Raw genomic sequence first — 15,364 nt, forward strand, 5'->3', positions numbered from 1 at the left:
AAGCGGGAGCTTTAACGTGAGTAACGAATTAATTTTTGGCTTTCATTCAATCGAAGCCATTTTGAATAACGCGCCGGAGCGCTTTTTAGAAATTTATGCACTAAAGGGACGTGAAGATAAGCGCTTAAATCAAGTGGTCAATGAGGCGCGTAAATTTGGTATTTCGGTGCAATTTATGCAGCGTAAAGCGCTTGATAACAAAGCAAATGGTGAGCAACATCAGGGCATTATTGCCAATGTTAAAGCGGCGCGGGCTTTCAATGAAAAAGATCTTGATGACATCATTCAACGAGAAACCACACCGTTTTTCTTGGTGTTGGATGGGGTGACAGATCCTCACAACTTAGGAGCTTGCTTACGTAGTGCGGATGCAGCTGGTGTACATGGTGTGATTGTACCTAAAGATAAGTCAGCAAAACTGAATGGCACGGCAAGAAAAGTGGCATGTGGTGCAGCCGAAACGGTTCCGCTCATTCAAGTGACGAACCTTGCTCGTACGTTGCGTGATATTAAAGAGGCAGGAGTGTGGGTAGTTGGTACCGCTGGAGAAACTGATACCGTTGTGTTTGATGCCAACCTAACAGGGCCTATGGCCATCGTTATGGGGGCGGAAGGGGATGGTATGCGCCGCCTAACACGTGAGCACTGTGATGAGCTGGTAAAGATCCCTATGGTCGGTAGCGTATCTAGCTTAAATGTGTCGGTTGCCACTGGTGTATGTTTGTTTGAAGTATTGAGACAGCGCTCGGCACTTTAATTATTTGATAAGCGCTGTTTAGAGCAGCGCATCTTTAAAGCGGTAAAAGCTCGCAAGGTAAACTTGCTCCTACACAAATTCGCTTTGGTAGGAGCCGATTTACTCGGCGAGCTTTTTAATAGCGCGCAAGGTAAGTGTATTCCCACACAAATTATCTTTGGTAGGAGCCGATTTACTCGGCGAGCTTTTTAATAGCGCGCAAGGTAAGTGTATTCCCACACAAATTATCTTTGGTAGGAGCCGATTTACTCGGCGAGCTTTTTAATAGCGCGCAAGGTAAGTATATTCCCACACAAATTATCTTTGGTAGGAGCCGGTTTACTCGGCGAGCTTTTTAATAGCGCGCAAGGTAAGTGTATTCCCACACAAATTATCTTTGGTAGGAGCCGATTTACTCGGCGAGCTTTTTAATAGCGCGCAAGATAAACTTGCTCCCGCAAATAAGCGCTGGGTATTACCCCTTTAAAATGGCTTGTAGCTGCGCAAGTGACTTTACGGTATAGGTTGGCTTGATATGATCAGGACAAACTTTACCTTCGTGTTGCAGCCAACAGCTATCAATTCCAAAGCGGTTTGCACCTAAAATGTCACTCGCAGGCGTGTCACCAACCATTAAGACCTTAGATTTGTCAGGGTTACCTAGTAACGCTAAGGTGTGTTCAAAAATACTAGGATCTGGTTTGGCCTTACCCACCAGCTCAGAGATCACCACTTCAGAAAAACGATCTATAAGACCTGTATGTTCTAAGCGTTTTTGCTGAAGTGCGGCAAAGCCGTTGGTAATGACAGCCAAAGTGCACTGACCCTTAAGACTGTCAAGCAAGGCGCGAGCACCTGACAGTGGCTGACAAATCTCTGCCATCGCCGCTAAAAAACCAGCATTGAGGGTTTCAGGTGTCACATTGAGCTTTGTTGCCCAGCGTTTAAAACGAGTAACTTGTAATGTTTTAGCGTCAATTTCACCATTTTGATATTTTACCCAAAGTGGTGCGTTGAGGCTGTTATATTCCTCATAGTCTGCATCACTAAACACAACATCATAATGTGCAAATAGTTTTTGCAACCCGAGTTTGGCATTAAAACTAAACAAGGTTTCATCAGCGTCAAATAGAATATGGCTGTAGTGCGACATTATGGATACATCTCAGGGTGGTTAAACGGTGCCATGGCAAGCAATAACGCTTGAGTATAGCTACTTTCTCTGGTGGCGAGGTGATTGGTCAGCAGTCCAATCGCACCACCTTGTTGTTTTATATTAGTAGTGTTGAATAGGTCGTCCATCACATGCCCGAGTTCTTCACCTTGTTCAAGGCGTGCGTAGACCGATGCCGGTAGCGGCAAATTGCAGCTGCGACCAATACTAGTACGAGTGTTATTCGCGATGACAACAAAAGCGAAGGTCGCTGCGCCATACTCAAATTTGGCCGCGCCTCCTTCCATTGCACAATAAAAATCAGCTTGGTGATGCTGTTTAAGGTAAGTAACTCGGTTTTCCGCGCCTTCTCGTGTGGCCTGCTCACCTAAAGGTTGGTCAGCAACAAGGCTGGGGGCTGATATGCCCTGACAATCGATTTTGGCGTTGGGAAAGTACAGTGTAAAGATAGCTTTTGCAGCGTTGATTTTGACTGGGTTTTTAGACCCTACTAAAACGGTAAGCACGTCCATATTACAACTACTCGTAATGCCCTAAAAGACGTCAGTGTAAAGTGTGATATGGCGTGATGCAAGGAAGCTATTATTTCTTATCAAAAGATAAGCCAGGTTAAATCGGTAAATCGACAGGTGCCATATTTTCGAGGGCACGTTTTTTTACTAGCAACTCTTTAATCAGCGGAGTTAACACCAATTCCATCGCTAACCCCATTTTCCCTCCCGGTACTACGAGGGTATTGACACGCGACATGAAGCTGCCTTCAATCATTTGTAAATAGTAGGGAAAATTGACATCTTCGATACCACGAAAGCGAATAACCACAAAGCTTTCGTCCAACGACGGGATGTCTTTAGCACTAAAAGGGTTTGAAGTATCTACAGTGGGTACGCGTTGGAAATTAATATGGGTGCGAGAAAACTGTGGGGTGATATGGTTAATGTAATCATCCATTGAGCGCACGATTGAAGTCATAACCGCTTCTTTGGAGTGGCCGCGCTCATTGGTGTCACGAATAAGCTTTTGGATCCATTCAAGGTTGATGATAGGCACCATACCAATTAATAAATCTACATTACTAGCGACATCATATTCCGGTGTTACAACGCCACCATGTAATCCTTCATAAAACAGCATATCGGTATTGTGCTCTAACTCTTGGTAAGGCGTGAAGGTGCCCGGTAGTTGGTTAAATGGCACTGCATCGTCAAATGTGTGAAGATAACGGCGTACTTTTCCATTCCCCGTTTCACCATAGCTTTTAAATAGCTTTTCTAGTGCTCCAAAATCGTTCGCTTCCTCACCAAAATAGCTAATGTGTTTACCTTCTTGTAGCGCTTCGCGACGCAATTTATCCATTTCAGGGCGAGTGTAGCGATGAAAGCTATCGCCTTCCACGTATGCGGCCTTGGTATTTAGACTGCGGAATATGTGCTTTATCGCGCTTGTCGTCGTTGTAGTCCCTGCGCCTGAGCTACCAGTAATAGCGATAATAGGGTGTTTGTCTGACATTATTTTGCCTTAGCTTTCATCACCAGTTAATTCGATGTTACGCGAAGCAAAGTTTTTGGCAAGCTTTGCTTGAAGGTGAGTGTTGGGTATCATAGAGCAGCGATATAACGACAACGAAAAATCAAAGGAACATCCATGCTCACTTCTATGCGTGTGAAGCTCGCGGTTGGCTTATTTGCCTTGGCATCTTGTTTACCGGCTTATTCTTCTATGCCCAAAAGCCAAATTTGGCTAGCTGAATTAGCTGAGCACTTTAGCGCAAAGCCAATTACTGACAATTCAGCGTATTTTAATCAGCCACTGGTAACCGACTCTGGAGTCTACTATACGGCAGAGGTAAGTACTGATGGTAAGAGCCAAACAGATCTGTTTTTCTATGACTTTCAAAGTAAACACACAACAAACCTGACACAATCCCCGGTCTCTGAATATTCACCCACACTTCACCCAAGTGGCGCAGGGTTAACGGCGATCGTGGTCGAAGCATCAGGCAAACAAAGGTTGTGGTTCTATCCGTTTGATGATGCCCAGAAGCCAAGTCGAGTTTTTGAGCATATTGAGCCTGTGGGGTATCACGCTTGGGGTGATAACCAAGACCTAATCATGTTTATTTTAGGTGCCACTGAAAGCGCTCCACATACCCTACAATACACTGATATAAACGGCCATCTGCCACAAATTCTAGCTGAAGATATTGGTCGGAGCTTATCTTACAACCGTGCTCGAGATGTGTTTGCTTTTACCTATCAAGTTAATGGCTTAACGTGGTTCGCAACCTACCACAAACAAAGCGACCATATTCAGCGATATTTTGCACTACCAAGTCAGGTTCAGGACTATACTTGGTTAGACGATAATAAAGTGGCCTATGCACTGGGTAATAAAATCTTTTATCGTGATTTAAATTCCCCTAAAAAAGTACATTTATTCAGAAATCTAAGAAGTTACTGTAAGACCTCAATTTCTCGTTTAAGTTTTTTTAACAACAAACTGGCATTTGTCTGCCACAGTGAAGACTGATCACAACAAATATAGGAATAGATATGACGATTCTCGTAACAGGTGGAGCAGGTTATATTGGCTCTCACACTGTATTGGAGCTGCTTCAGCAAGGAAAAAAGGTAGTAGTTGTTGATAATCTTAGTAATTCTCAGCAGACTTCATTAGATAGAGTTTCAGAGATAGTAGGAAAGGAAGCAGCATTCCATCAAGGTGATATTCTTGACAAGGCATTTCTCGATAGCGTGTTTGCGCAATATGAGATTGAGGAAGTGATCCACTTTGCAGGCTTAAAGGCGGTAGGCGAGTCGGTACAAAAGCCTATTGAGTATTATCAAAATAACGTGCAAGGGACGCTAACACTGCTTGATGCCATGCGTGATGCAAATGTCTTTAAGCTTGTTTTTAGCTCATCTGCCACGGTGTATGGCGACCCTGCGAGCCTTCCTATTCGTGAAGACTTCCCTGTTGGCGGTACCACCAACCCTTACGGTACATCAAAGCTAATGGTTGAAATGGTGCTACAGGATGTCGCAAAGTCAGACCCTCGTTGGGCCTTTGCTATTTTGCGCTACTTTAACCCAGTAGGTGCGCATGAATCAGGGTTAATTGGTGAAGATCCAAATGGTATTCCCAACAACTTACTCCCTTACATCTCACAAGTTGCAGTTGGTAAGCTGGCGAGTTTAGGTGTGTTCGGTAATGATTACGACACCATAGATGGTACAGGTGTGAGAGATTACATCCACGTGGTTGATCTCGCTATTGGTCACTTAAAAGCGCTTGAAAAAATTGCAGTAGCAGCAGGTGCGCATATCTATAATTTGGGAACGGGTAATGGCTACTCGGTACTAGAGATGGTTACCGCGTTTGAAAAAGCAGCGGGCAAAGCCATTCCATACGAAATTAAACCGCGTCGCGACGGTGACATTGCCGCTTGTTACGCCGCGCCTGAAAAAGCCAATTCAGAACTAGGCTGGCAAGCCAAGCGTGGGCTTGATGCAATGATGGAAGATACCTGGCGTTGGCAAAGCAATAATCCAAACGGGTATAAATAACCTAAGCTTGGGATAACAACTTGTTTTCTGGCAGCTGTTATCCCTTACTACTGCGTTAAATTTGCTTGCAATAGACCTGCTATTGACGCACAAATTTGCCTTGTATTAAGAAATAACTTCTGGCTAGAGTGAGATCACAGCTTTTGCGTTTAGTTATTTTAGTTAATTTACTGACTACTTACCCCAAGTTCAGGTTAAATAACCTAAACCTCTGTCGCTTCTCTTCGCCTTTGCCTTATAGAGCAAAGGCGAAGCTTCGAACGTCATCGCTACATCAATCTTAGTTTCATAAAACTGTCATACCGATGTCACCTAAACTCGCTTAAATATTCTGGTATAGACCAGTTTAGAGGCAAGTTATGAACAACGATTATTTACTCCTGACGCCAGGGCCACTTAGTACCTCTCGCAGTGTGAAAGAAGCCATGTTGCAAGACTGGTGCACTTGGGATGATGACTACAATCAAGGTGTGGTTCAGGTTATTCGCAGGCAGCTTTGTGAGATTGCGGTTGCGGATCCACAGTATCGTAATGACTACAGCACTACCTTAATGCAGGGTAGTGGAACAGCAAGTGTTGAAGCGGCTATTGGAACTTTTATTCCTAAGTCTGGCACTTTATTGGTTATTAATAATGGTGCCTATGGCGCGCGCATTATTGAGATAGCTAACTATCTAAATATTAATGTGGTAGCGCTCGACTTTGTTGAAACCGAGTTGCCACAACTTGAGCAGATCTCACAAGCGCTTGAGCAATACCCTGAGATCACCCATGTGGCAATGGTACACTGCGAAACCACGACGGGGATGTTGAATCCGGCTAAGCGCGTAGCTGAGCTTGCGAAACATCACAACAAAATCATGATCTTGGATGCCATGAGTAGTTTTGGTGGTGTTGAGATGGATATGCACGAGTGGCAAATTGATATTCTCATTAGCTCAGCAAATAAGTGTATTCAAGGTGTCCCAGGTTTTGGCTTTGTGATCGCAAAAACAGCGCTTTTGGTTGCCTGTGAAGGACAAGCACGTTCACTCTCGTTGGATCTTCACGCTCAGTGGAAAACCATGGAAAACCACCATGGTAAATGGCGTTTTACCTCGCCAACGCATGTTGTCAGAGCGTTTGCCAAAGCCCTAGAAGAATTGGCGCAAGAGGGAGGCATTTCTGCGCGATTTAAGCGTTACAGCGAAAATCAAAAACAACTCGTTAGCGGCATGAAAGCTCTTGGTTTTGAAGCCTTGTTACCAGAAGCCATGCACTCACCTATTATCACTTCTTTTTATTCACCAAGTGAAGAAAGTTATGAATTTAAGCGCTTTTATGAAGCATTGAAGCAAAAAGGATATGTGATTTACCCCGGTAAAGTATCAAATGCGGACTGCTTTCGAATTGGTAATATTGGCGAAGTATATGCCGCAGACATTAGCGGACTACTAGAAGCTATCGCACAAGCAAAATACTGGTAAACCATCAGAGTAGGAGCCGCTTTACGCGGCGATGGGTATTGCTGAAGCAAAGTATTGGTAAACCGTTAGGGTAGGAGACGCTTTACGCGGCGATGGGTTAAGGGAGTTACACCCCTTTAGCAAAATAAATGAATAGCGAATCTTCAATTGTGTTAACGATGGCCTAATCTGAGCTGTCACCTTCCCATAAAATGATTCTGCACTCATTAAAGCATGAGGCTAACTAAGAAAAATCACGTTTTACCAAATCACAAGTTATCGCAGTGCTAACAGAAGCTGGAAAGTCTCAGGTGTATGTAATAAACACTGCGTAAGCAATGGTACGTATTCCACCACTAACTCGCATTTAGACGTAGAATATAGAATTAATGAAGATGTTTTTGACGCGGCAGTAGCTCTGGAAAGGTTGTCGTGCTAAAGCACGACCTACGGGGACGGGGATTACACGCCTTCAACAATCATTTCTATGGCGTCATGGAGCCAATATTCAATATTGTAATCCACCAAGACTTGTTCGGCGTCATAGCGGGCGCGCAATACCTTTAAGCAAGGTGCGCCGCTGTTCTTTTCTAATTTGTCGGCAACATCATCGGGTAGTACGGTGACGCTTATTACACACTGCTCAAAGCTGACGTCAACTTGGTAGTGAGTCGACATCACTTCCGTGATAGAGCCATCCAGCGGTTGGTTGTGCAAGTCGGCAAAACGTTCGGCTGCACAATAGATCTGTTCCATCATTATTGCGCGACTATCTAGCGCGCGTACTCGGGTTAATTCATACACCGGCTGGCCGTCAAAATGAGAGCGGCTAAACTCAGGCTCTGTGGAAGGGGCATTAATTGCCACTACTTGAGTTGTTGGTGCAAAGCCTTGTTCAATGGCAAGGTGGTTAAAGTTTACTTTTTTAGCGGGGTGCCATTTGAGCTTTTCCGGCGTGACAAACCAGCCGCGACGCTTTTGGCTAAAGATAAGTCCTTCGGCTTCTAGTCGTGCTAGGGCTTCACGGACGGTGATCCGTGTTGAGCTAAATGTTTCTTGCAGCGCGCGCTCTGAAGGTAGTTTGGCACCGGGCGTCATGCTGCCAGCGGCGAGCAGCGCTTGGATATGGTTTCGAATACGTTGATAAAGCAGCATAATTGAGTCGATAAAACCTTTTGTGACAAGCTTACTATCGTTTTATGACAGGATAAATATTTATAATTTGAGACTTGTAAACTCAGATTGGTTTAACTCGCCAAATAGGTTTCTATTTGGCTAAACCAATAACTGCTAGGCAAAACGGTTAAATTTGGATCTTTTCCTAAATCATCAAAACGACGCAGCGCGATAATGGCGTCCAATTCAGGCAGCTTGGAGAATGCCGAAAGTTCTTCGGGGCTCATTTTTCCGCCTTGTCTTGTTAGCGTTAATCGACTGGCTGGAGAGAGCGTTTGGTAATACTTCTCATCCATACTGACCAGATAGCGTTTCGCATCTACGTGTTTGCGTACTAGTATTGTCACCGCGCGGTCAAAGCCAAGCTGGGTTAAGTGATCTGCCCCTAAATTGCCATGATTGCTATATCCCTGCGAGGTAAAGTCGGCGTTATTCTGAGACTGGGCAACAAAATGGCCAATATCATGTAAAAATGCAGCGATTTGGGTCGCTTGATCATAACCACTTTCTTTCGCGAGGGTGGCGCATTGCTCGGCATGGTAAATTTGGCTGCATGCCTCGTCATAGGTGGCGTGACCATATTGCTCGAATAGCTGTTTTATTTGTGCAATGGCATTCACTTTATATACTCCTGCTTCACGTTCGGGTCTAATTTTGCTGCGCTGCCACTGAGCTTGCTTAGCCAAACATCGAGTTTATGCGGTGGCATGTTGTTATCCTCAGCGCTTTCTTTACGGCGAATAGCATTTCTCACCATTAAGGCGCCCGCGGTGCGAAATGGCTCGACGGGAAACTGTTTAAGCGTTTGGTTGACCAAGGCGCAGTGACGCCAGTCGTTATGTTGATTAAGCAGAAGACTCGCTAAGATTTGCCCACCTAAATAGGATTGCACCACGCCGTTGCCTGAGTAACCACTGCCATAAAACACATTAGCTTGACCATTTAAATGACCAAAGAAAGGTATGCCAGAGACACTTCGGTCTGAAGGTCCAGTCCAAGTTCTGTCTATCTCGAGCTGGTGATGTGCAAAGAAATGGCTAAATGAGCGTTCAAGAATCGCTTGATAGCGGCTAGCACGGTGAAAGGTGTCTCTCACTTGATTATTGAAACTAAAATAATTCCCGCCTTTGCCAAGCATTAATCGACCGCTTGAGGTGGTGCGGTAGTAATTCACGAAAATACGTGCATCAATCACCGGAGCACCGTGGTTCAGCCTCATTGCTGCAAGCTTTTCAGGTGCTGGTGTGGTGATCGCCATATCGCTCGAAACTAACACTACGCTTCGAGAAAACTGCGGCAATAAGCTTGGCAGCCAAGCGTTAACGGCAAATACTAGCTGATTGGCTCTGATCTCGCCTTTGTCTGTGGTGATGGTTAGCGTGTCTTGGCCTTGGTGCTTTAGGTAGCGGGTGTGTTCAAATACCTTGACCCCAAGGGCTTTTGCCACCTTCATCAGTCCACGCACAAGCTTGGCGGGTTGAACACTACCCCCGTGGGGGGAGTAAATTCCAGCAAGGTTGGCATTAGATCCGGTTGCTTGCAACTGCGCTTTAGTTAGTGTTTGCCACACATTAAGCTGGTGTTGGTCGAGTAGGGTGGTAATGGGGCCAAAAGCATTGCGCTGGCTGTGATTTGAAGCCGTATAGTAAGTACCATCAATGCGGCAATCACATTCAATCCCGTGTTTACTGGTAAAGGCTTTAATGTCATGAACGGCCTGCTCAGACTGGCGCACTAAAAAGCAGGCTTGTTCTAAGCCAAACTCTTTAATTAAGCTGGCAAACTTACTCGACCATGTCAACATAGCTCCACCATTACGACCCGAGGCGCCTTGCCCGCAGAGGTCTTTTTCAATAATGGCGATATTCAGCTCAGGTTTTTGCTTTTTCAGCGTTATGGCTGTCCAAAGGCCAGTAAAGCCGCCACCTATGATACAAACTTGGGTATCCAACGCGCCATGATGCGGCGCGCTGGCTGCGGCTTCAATATCGGCTTGAGTGATTGCTTCATCAAACCAAAAAGGCTGAAAACGCATTACGGGCGCTCTCCACGGGCGATACGAGCAGAAATATCCACCAAGACCATTTCGATGTCAGCAAGTGAGTCAATCACATAGTGCGCACCGGCTTCGCCAAGCTGCTGATAAGCATTAAGGGAATGTGCACTTTGCTCTTCGTGACCAAGCGCCGTCCATTCTTCTTCGCTAAGCCCCACCGCATTACCCGTTAACGCAAGTCCTACGGTCCACATACCAGCATTTAATCCCTCGCTTATTCCCGGCGCGGAATCATCGACTTTTACGCATCCTGATACGCGATTAATGCCAAGTCGTTGTACGTTTTCTAACGCCATCCAGGGACCTGGGCGAGAGCCTGCTGCACATTCATCACTGGCAACCACACAATCTGGCTGATAACCATAGTCGGCAGCGGCAGGCACTAGTACGTCCATCACAGGCTTGGGATACCCAGAACAACTGCCAATCTTAACGCCTTGTTGTTGTAATCGTTTGATCACCGCAAGCACGCCCGGAATGGGGGCAGCTCGGTCGGCGACTTTTGCTTGTTGGAGCGGCATAAAGGTTTGATAAATATGGTCAACATCTGCCGTACTCGGTGCCTGACCAAATTGCGTTATCCAGCGGGTGCGGACACTCTCCATTTGTAGCAAGGTATTAATGTGATCCCATTTACCCATTCCCATCGGACCGCGCGCTTCAGCCAAGGAAATATCAAATTGATACGCTTGCTTAAATGCTTCAACAAAAATACTGGTAGGGGCAATCGAACCATAGTCGACCACAGTACCTGCCCAATCCAAAATTAACGCTTCAATGTGTTTCATGTTGCAAAGACTCCTAGCTAGGAAATATGTGATGAAAGTGCCGTGGCGCGTAGTTGCGTTGACGCCATACGTGGTCGCTTTAATTTCACGGCAAAATAAATAATTGAACTCACTACGAGGGCGCTTGCGATAAACGCCACCCAATAGCAGGCCATGGTAAAAAAGTGCAGCCAGCTGAGCTCCGGTGTGGCAAAAGTTTTATAGAGCAAAATGCCCACTGAGCCGATGTAGCCCGCCGAATCCGCCAGATAAATTAAAAACCCGGCGTTCGCAGTCGAGCCAACTGCTGAGATCATGCGGTCAAACAAAAAGCAGTTATAGGGGATATAACTGATATAAAGACCAGCCCCCAGCAGTACCATCCAAGTTTTAGGATCGAGACTTTGGGTTTGGTATAAATACGTACTGCCAGCCAGTAGTAAAGCCCCGAGTAAGACAAAGCCATGATTGGCAAAAAATGCGATGCGGTTATTTTTAATTAACACCAATGCGGCAAGCGCAATGAGCACGATAAAGGCGATGCGGATCCCGGCATAAGCAAAAATCGCGGGTTCTTGCCCATAACCTAAGGCCTGCCAGATCTCGGCTGAGAAGTTATCTCTAAAGTCACGAAAGCCGGTAAAGAGTAAAAAGCTAAGCACCAGCACGGTTATTCCAAACCAATACTGTTTAAAAAACGCCAGCCGTGCTTTGCCATCCATTGGCGCGCGCTTTTGTCGTAATTGTTCATCTTCTTGTGTAGGCTCAGGAATACTATTTAGACAAGCAACGCTGAGTGCAAGCAGTGGTAGAAAAATCGCTCCGGTTGCCGCTGGCATCCACAGTTCAGGCATATTGAGTTCGCTCACCAGCCATTTGCCTACAGTTCTGACCAATCCAGAGGCAAGAATAAAAGTAACGCTGAGTACCGCACCTAAGATTTCGGTGGTTTTACGACCTTCTAAAAAGCTAAAAACCAAACCCCAGATCATGCCAAGGGAGAGGCCATTGGCAAACAGCCAAACCAGATTCCAGCCCGTGGGAGTGATGGCAAATAGCACCAGCGCGAGCTCGGCGGCTAAAATCATGGCCAAAATTGCACGACCGCGATAATGATGCTGCATTTCAGCAATCACTTTAACGCCGATAAATTTCGCGCATAGGTAGCCAAACACTTGCGAAAGGATCAGGGCAATTTTAAAGCTAACAACCCAGCTCGGGTCATCAAAGGCTTCATAGGTATTGACCGAAAATGGCTTACGAAAGGCGTACATACAAAAGTAAGTCATAAACGCACTGGTCGCGGCAAATAGCACAAAGCCGATACCTTGGGCGTCTTTTAGCCAGTGTGGGCGAGTGTTAAATAGCGTGATCTGCAACATCATAGGATCCTCGGTAATTCGAGGGCAATCCTTTGTGGATTGCCCGTCAACCGGTGTATACCAATCGGCTTAATCAAGTGAATTGGTACTAAAATTGGTAGTTAATGCCGACCATGCCGCGGATACCATAGTATTCCACCTGTAATGGACGACCTTGCTCACCTTGGTAGTACTGCAATGCTTCATTGGTGAGGTTACTTAGCTCTAGGTAAACTAACGTTTGTTCGTTAAGTTGGTATGACGTTGTAAAGTCGACGCTGGTATTGGCGCCATAGTAGCTATCCGATTGGCTATCGCCGCCGTGCTCTTCGATATAAGCACCTTTATGATTCAGCGCTATTCGAGCTGCAAAGCGGGTGTCGTCGTAATACAGCGTAAAGTTGTAAAGCTCATTGGCCTGACGTGGAATGGCCACTTTTTCTGTGCGCTCTGGGATCTGCATTTCAGAATCCATAAAGGTCGCATTGGTCATTACCCCAAAGTTGCTCAAACTGTCAGAAATAAAACCAAGGTCGCGGTTAAATGCCAGCTCAATGCCCGCAAGCCAAGCGCTATCGCCGTTTTCAGGACGGATGATGGTCACGCCTTGCTTGTTGTTGTAATTGCCAACGCTGGTAGCTTGGAAGATTGGGTCTTGGATATCTTTGTAGAATACCCCCGCAGAGACTAAGCCAACGCGGTCAAAATAATGTTCCACCATCAAGTCGAGGTTATTTGAGTAGGTAGGGTCGAGCGCTGGATTTCCTGAGTTAAGCTGGTTGTCCTGCTCAAGGTAAGTTGCGCCTGGTGTTAATGAGCCAAAGTCAGGACGGGCAAAGGTGCGAGTTAGTGCTATGCGATAATTGGTATCGTCATTGGCGCGATAGGTAACATGTAGTGCAGGTAAAATTGACCAATAATCATTGCTGTTGGTGGTATCAACAACTTTGTCTTCGTCGGCTAAGTAGGTGTACCCAGACACTTCGGTATCAGTGCGGGTAACGCGTAAGCCGCCTAATACTTCCCAGTTGTCGCTGGCTTGGTAAGTTGCCATACCATAGAGCGAGGCGTGGGTTTCTTCAACATCAAAGTTTCTGCCCAGCGCTCCACCGTTGCTGATGAGTGCTGATTCACCTACATCTAGCTTGAACTTATTGCGATTTTGCGTCCAAAACTGAGCAAGAGCATCGGTGGAAGCCACTTGTGATAGCTGCGTGCGATAATCAAACTTGGCTTCGCTTAAGTAATCGCTGCGACCGGGTTGATCGCTTAAGGCAAAGTCTGCAAGCGTTGGCGCTGCGCCAAATTGTTCGCTGTCCCACGCGTAAAACTCATCGGCAAAGTCAGCCTTACGGACTTTGTCACGGTATTTTGCCCCAAGTTTAACGGCTAGCTGGTTATTGTATTGCCAGTCAAAGTCGGCATTAGCGACGAGTCTGTCTTTTTCGTTGACGTAGACCTTGTATAGCTCAACCCAAGACAAGCCCGTTTTGCTTGGATCGAGTGTAAAGCCCGAGGGGAAGTGATTACTAATGGCATTCCATGGATCGCTGCCGCCGTCTACTTGGTTGTAGGCATAATTTTTACCGGTATCGCGGTCTTCAAGTCCAACATATCCCACATTTTTTTGATCAAAACGGGCGACAAAATAGCTGTTGTCTTCACTGTTGGGTTTGTCGCCATAGCGGAACTCATTTTCGTACGTGGCTAGTTGCCAAGAGAGCGTTTTATCAAAGCCAAAGTCATGTTCACCCGCAATTTCAAAGCCTTGCATTTCGGTGATGAGTTCGTTGCGAATATGCTGCAGTTCAGCACGGTCTTTATCAAAACGCAGCCTGTGCTTATAGTGGGTTTCATCGTCAATTAGTGTGCCATATAGCGCGCTGGCGCTGAGCGTGCCGTTTTCAAGTTGATATTCCAGCGAGCCATTTAAGCCATAAGTTTCACGGGTTCCGGTATAATCACGCAGCTCTAAGCGGTAAATACCTAAGCCATCGTTACCTCGGCGCGGCTCATAGTTATCGGTTGCCCAATCGCGCTGCCAAGCTGTGGCGTTAATAATAAAACCCAGCTTGTCGTCGAGTAGACGATCGCCGTACACCACATTGGCAGAATAGTTTGTGCCATCGGCCAGTTCATTTTGGCCCACAGCGAAGTTGGTTTTGAGGATAAAATCATCAGCGCCTTTTTTGGTCACGAAATTAACATTACCGCCAATCGCATCGCCTTCCATGTCAGGGGTGATAGCCTTAGACACTTCCACAAATTCAATCAATTCGCTTGGAAAAAAGTCGAACGCAGTAGCGCGGCTGGTGGTTTCCTCTTCAGCGGTTGGAAGGCGGTTACCGTTGATGCTGGCCGAACTCCATTGTGACGGTAAACCGCGCACTGCAACAAAGCGGCCTTCACCTTGGTCACGCTCTATCGACACACCTGGAATACGTTGCACGGCTTCAGCGGCATTTCTATCTGGTAATTTACCAATCCCATCGGCAGAAATGATACTTTTGATATTACTAGCATTTTTTTGGTTATTTGCTGCGGCCATTGCGCCACGGAAGATTTGCCCAACCGTGACCACTTCTTCCATCGTTTGTTGTTGGTTTAATAAGATTGGAGACAAGGTAGTGACTTTGCCATCAATCACCTCAACCTGAAGCTCAGTTTCCTGATAACCCATATATTTCACCACTAGGGTGTAGCGACCTGCTTCCAGTTTTGGTAGTTCAAAGCGACCACGATAATCAGATACAGTGGAAACATCTTGGCCTTTGACCGAGATAACAGCGCCAGACAGATTACTTTGTGGGTCTTTTACTACACCAACGAGTTTACCTGTCGCAGCATATAAGCTGGGACTGGTGGTGAGTAACACGGCAGCTGCGATTTGGGTGAGTTTTTTCATTGCTCTTTTCTCAAAAGTTTGGGTTAAGTTTTCTGGTCTAGTCCAGTTTGTTGCAGATAGAGTAATGACGGTTTTTTACAGTCCGATGACATAAAGATTAAAAATTAACTAGCGCCGGCTGCTCTTGAGTATTTAGTACGTTTTATAGGAAATAGGAGGTTGTTATTAGATGTTTGGC

The 15,364-nt window shown here is 45.9% G+C and carries 13 protein-coding genes; 4 read left to right on the plus strand and 9 right to left on the minus strand.

The window, feature by feature from the left end; translation table 11 throughout:
- Nucleotides 1-16: 16 nt before the first annotated feature.
- On the plus strand, nucleotides 17-757 hold the full coding sequence (gene rlmB, locus F9Y84_RS04025) for a 23S rRNA (guanosine(2251)-2'-O)-methyltransferase RlmB (protein WP_147389029.1): 741 nt from the start codon (nucleotides 17-19) through the stop codon (nucleotides 755-757).
- A gap of 454 nt (nucleotides 758-1,211) precedes the next feature.
- Here the strand turns inward: rlmB and yjjG are convergent, their stop codons facing one another.
- The 3 genes from yjjG to F9Y84_RS04040 form a co-directional block, all read right to left on the minus strand.
- Entirely contained in the window at nucleotides 1,212-1,889 is a 678-nt protein-coding gene (yjjG, locus tag F9Y84_RS04030) for a pyrimidine 5'-nucleotidase (RefSeq protein WP_147389030.1), read from the minus strand.
- A complete protein-coding gene (yjjX, locus tag F9Y84_RS04035) occupies nucleotides 1,889-2,422 on the minus strand; it encodes an inosine/xanthosine triphosphatase (RefSeq protein WP_128731118.1) in 534 nt (177 codons plus the stop codon). The genes yjjG and yjjX overlap by 1 nt, the downstream gene beginning before the upstream one ends.
- Before the next feature lie 97 nt (nucleotides 2,423-2,519).
- The gene (locus tag F9Y84_RS04040) at nucleotides 2,520-3,419 is read right to left on the minus strand and encodes a phosphoribulokinase (protein WP_147389031.1); all 900 of its coding nucleotides are present in this window, start codon (nucleotides 3,417-3,419) and stop codon (nucleotides 2,520-2,522) included.
- 135 nt (nucleotides 3,420-3,554) lie between these two features.
- Between F9Y84_RS04040 and F9Y84_RS04045 the strand changes: the two genes are divergently transcribed.
- From F9Y84_RS04045 to phnW, 3 genes are all read left to right on the plus strand, one after another.
- Nucleotides 3,555-4,439 (plus strand): TolB-like translocation protein, encoded by an 885-nt coding sequence (locus F9Y84_RS04045; RefSeq protein ID WP_147389032.1) that lies wholly within the window; start codon nucleotides 3,555-3,557, stop codon nucleotides 4,437-4,439.
- 23 nt (nucleotides 4,440-4,462) lie between these two features.
- Nucleotides 4,463-5,476 (plus strand): UDP-glucose 4-epimerase GalE, encoded by a 1,014-nt coding sequence (gene galE, locus F9Y84_RS04050; protein WP_147389033.1) that lies wholly within the window; start codon nucleotides 4,463-4,465, stop codon nucleotides 5,474-5,476.
- A gap of 359 nt (nucleotides 5,477-5,835) precedes the next feature.
- Nucleotides 5,836-6,942 (plus strand): 2-aminoethylphosphonate--pyruvate transaminase, encoded by a 1,107-nt coding sequence (gene phnW / locus F9Y84_RS04055; protein ID WP_147389034.1) that lies wholly within the window; start codon nucleotides 5,836-5,838, stop codon nucleotides 6,940-6,942.
- A gap of 441 nt (nucleotides 6,943-7,383) precedes the next feature.
- Here phnW and F9Y84_RS04060 read toward each other — a convergent pair whose 3' ends face one another.
- From F9Y84_RS04060 to F9Y84_RS04085, 6 genes are all read right to left on the minus strand, one after another.
- Nucleotides 7,384-8,076 carry a UTRA domain-containing protein gene (locus F9Y84_RS04060; RefSeq protein ID WP_147389035.1) on the minus strand — a complete coding sequence of 231 codons (693 nt, stop codon included), beginning with the start codon at nucleotides 8,074-8,076 and terminating at the stop codon, nucleotides 7,384-7,386.
- Nucleotides 8,077-8,168: 92 nt separating this feature from the next.
- Nucleotides 8,169-8,717 carry an HD domain-containing protein gene (locus tag F9Y84_RS04065; RefSeq protein WP_147389047.1) on the minus strand — a complete coding sequence of 183 codons (549 nt, stop codon included), beginning with the start codon at nucleotides 8,715-8,717 and terminating at the stop codon, nucleotides 8,169-8,171.
- Nucleotides 8,714-10,132, minus strand: a complete 1,419-nt coding sequence (locus F9Y84_RS04070) for an FAD-dependent oxidoreductase (RefSeq protein WP_147389036.1) — start codon at nucleotides 10,130-10,132, stop codon at nucleotides 8,714-8,716. The genes F9Y84_RS04065 and F9Y84_RS04070 overlap by 4 nt, the downstream gene beginning before the upstream one ends.
- Nucleotides 10,132-10,941 carry a phosphonoacetaldehyde hydrolase gene (gene phnX / locus F9Y84_RS04075; RefSeq protein ID WP_128731111.1) on the minus strand — a complete coding sequence of 270 codons (810 nt, stop codon included), beginning with the start codon at nucleotides 10,939-10,941 and terminating at the stop codon, nucleotides 10,132-10,134. The genes F9Y84_RS04070 and phnX overlap by 1 nt, the downstream gene beginning before the upstream one ends.
- Nucleotides 10,942-10,958: 17 nt before the next feature.
- Nucleotides 10,959-12,305: a DUF5690 family protein gene (locus F9Y84_RS04080; RefSeq protein ID WP_225740750.1), complete on the minus strand. Its 1,347-nt coding sequence runs from the start codon at nucleotides 12,303-12,305 to the stop codon at nucleotides 10,959-10,961.
- A gap of 85 nt (nucleotides 12,306-12,390) precedes the next feature.
- Nucleotides 12,391-15,186: a TonB-dependent receptor gene (locus F9Y84_RS04085; protein WP_147389037.1), complete on the minus strand. Its 2,796-nt coding sequence runs from the start codon at nucleotides 15,184-15,186 to the stop codon at nucleotides 12,391-12,393.
- Between the last annotated feature and the right edge of the window lie 178 nt (nucleotides 15,187-15,364).

It is taken from the genome of Pseudoalteromonas peptidolytica (assembly GCF_012641745.1).
Classification (GTDB): domain Bacteria; phylum Pseudomonadota; class Gammaproteobacteria; order Enterobacterales; family Alteromonadaceae; genus Pseudoalteromonas; species Pseudoalteromonas peptidolytica.

Coding starts and splice junctions, on each gene's coding strand:
- yjjG (WP_147389030.1), bottom strand. CDS start 1,889: ATGTCGCACTACAGCCATATTCTATTTGACGCTGATGAAACCTTGTTT.
- yjjX (WP_128731118.1), bottom strand. CDS start 2,422: ATGGACGTGCTTACCGTTTTAGTAGGGTCTAAAAACCCAGTCAAAATC.
- F9Y84_RS04040 (WP_147389031.1), bottom strand. CDS start 3,419: ATGTCAGACAAACACCCTATTATCGCTATTACTGGTAGCTCAGGCGCA.
- F9Y84_RS04045 (WP_147389032.1), top strand. CDS start 3,555: ATGCTCACTTCTATGCGTGTGAAGCTCGCGGTTGGCTTATTTGCCTTG.
- galE (WP_147389033.1), top strand. CDS start 4,463: ATGACGATTCTCGTAACAGGTGGAGCAGGTTATATTGGCTCTCACACT.
- phnW (WP_147389034.1), top strand. CDS start 5,836: ATGAACAACGATTATTTACTCCTGACGCCAGGGCCACTTAGTACCTCT.
- F9Y84_RS04060 (WP_147389035.1), bottom strand. CDS start 8,076: ATGCTGCTTTATCAACGTATTCGAAACCATATCCAAGCGCTGCTCGCC.
- F9Y84_RS04070 (WP_147389036.1), bottom strand. CDS start 10,132: ATGCGTTTTCAGCCTTTTTGGTTTGATGAAGCAATCACTCAAGCCGAT.
- phnX (WP_128731111.1), bottom strand. CDS start 10,941: ATGAAACACATTGAAGCGTTAATTTTGGATTGGGCAGGTACTGTGGTC.
- F9Y84_RS04080 (WP_225740750.1), bottom strand. CDS start 12,305: ATGATGTTGCAGATCACGCTATTTAACACTCGCCCACACTGGCTAAAA.
- F9Y84_RS04085 (WP_147389037.1), bottom strand. CDS start 15,186: ATGAAAAAACTCACCCAAATCGCAGCTGCCGTGTTACTCACCACCAGT.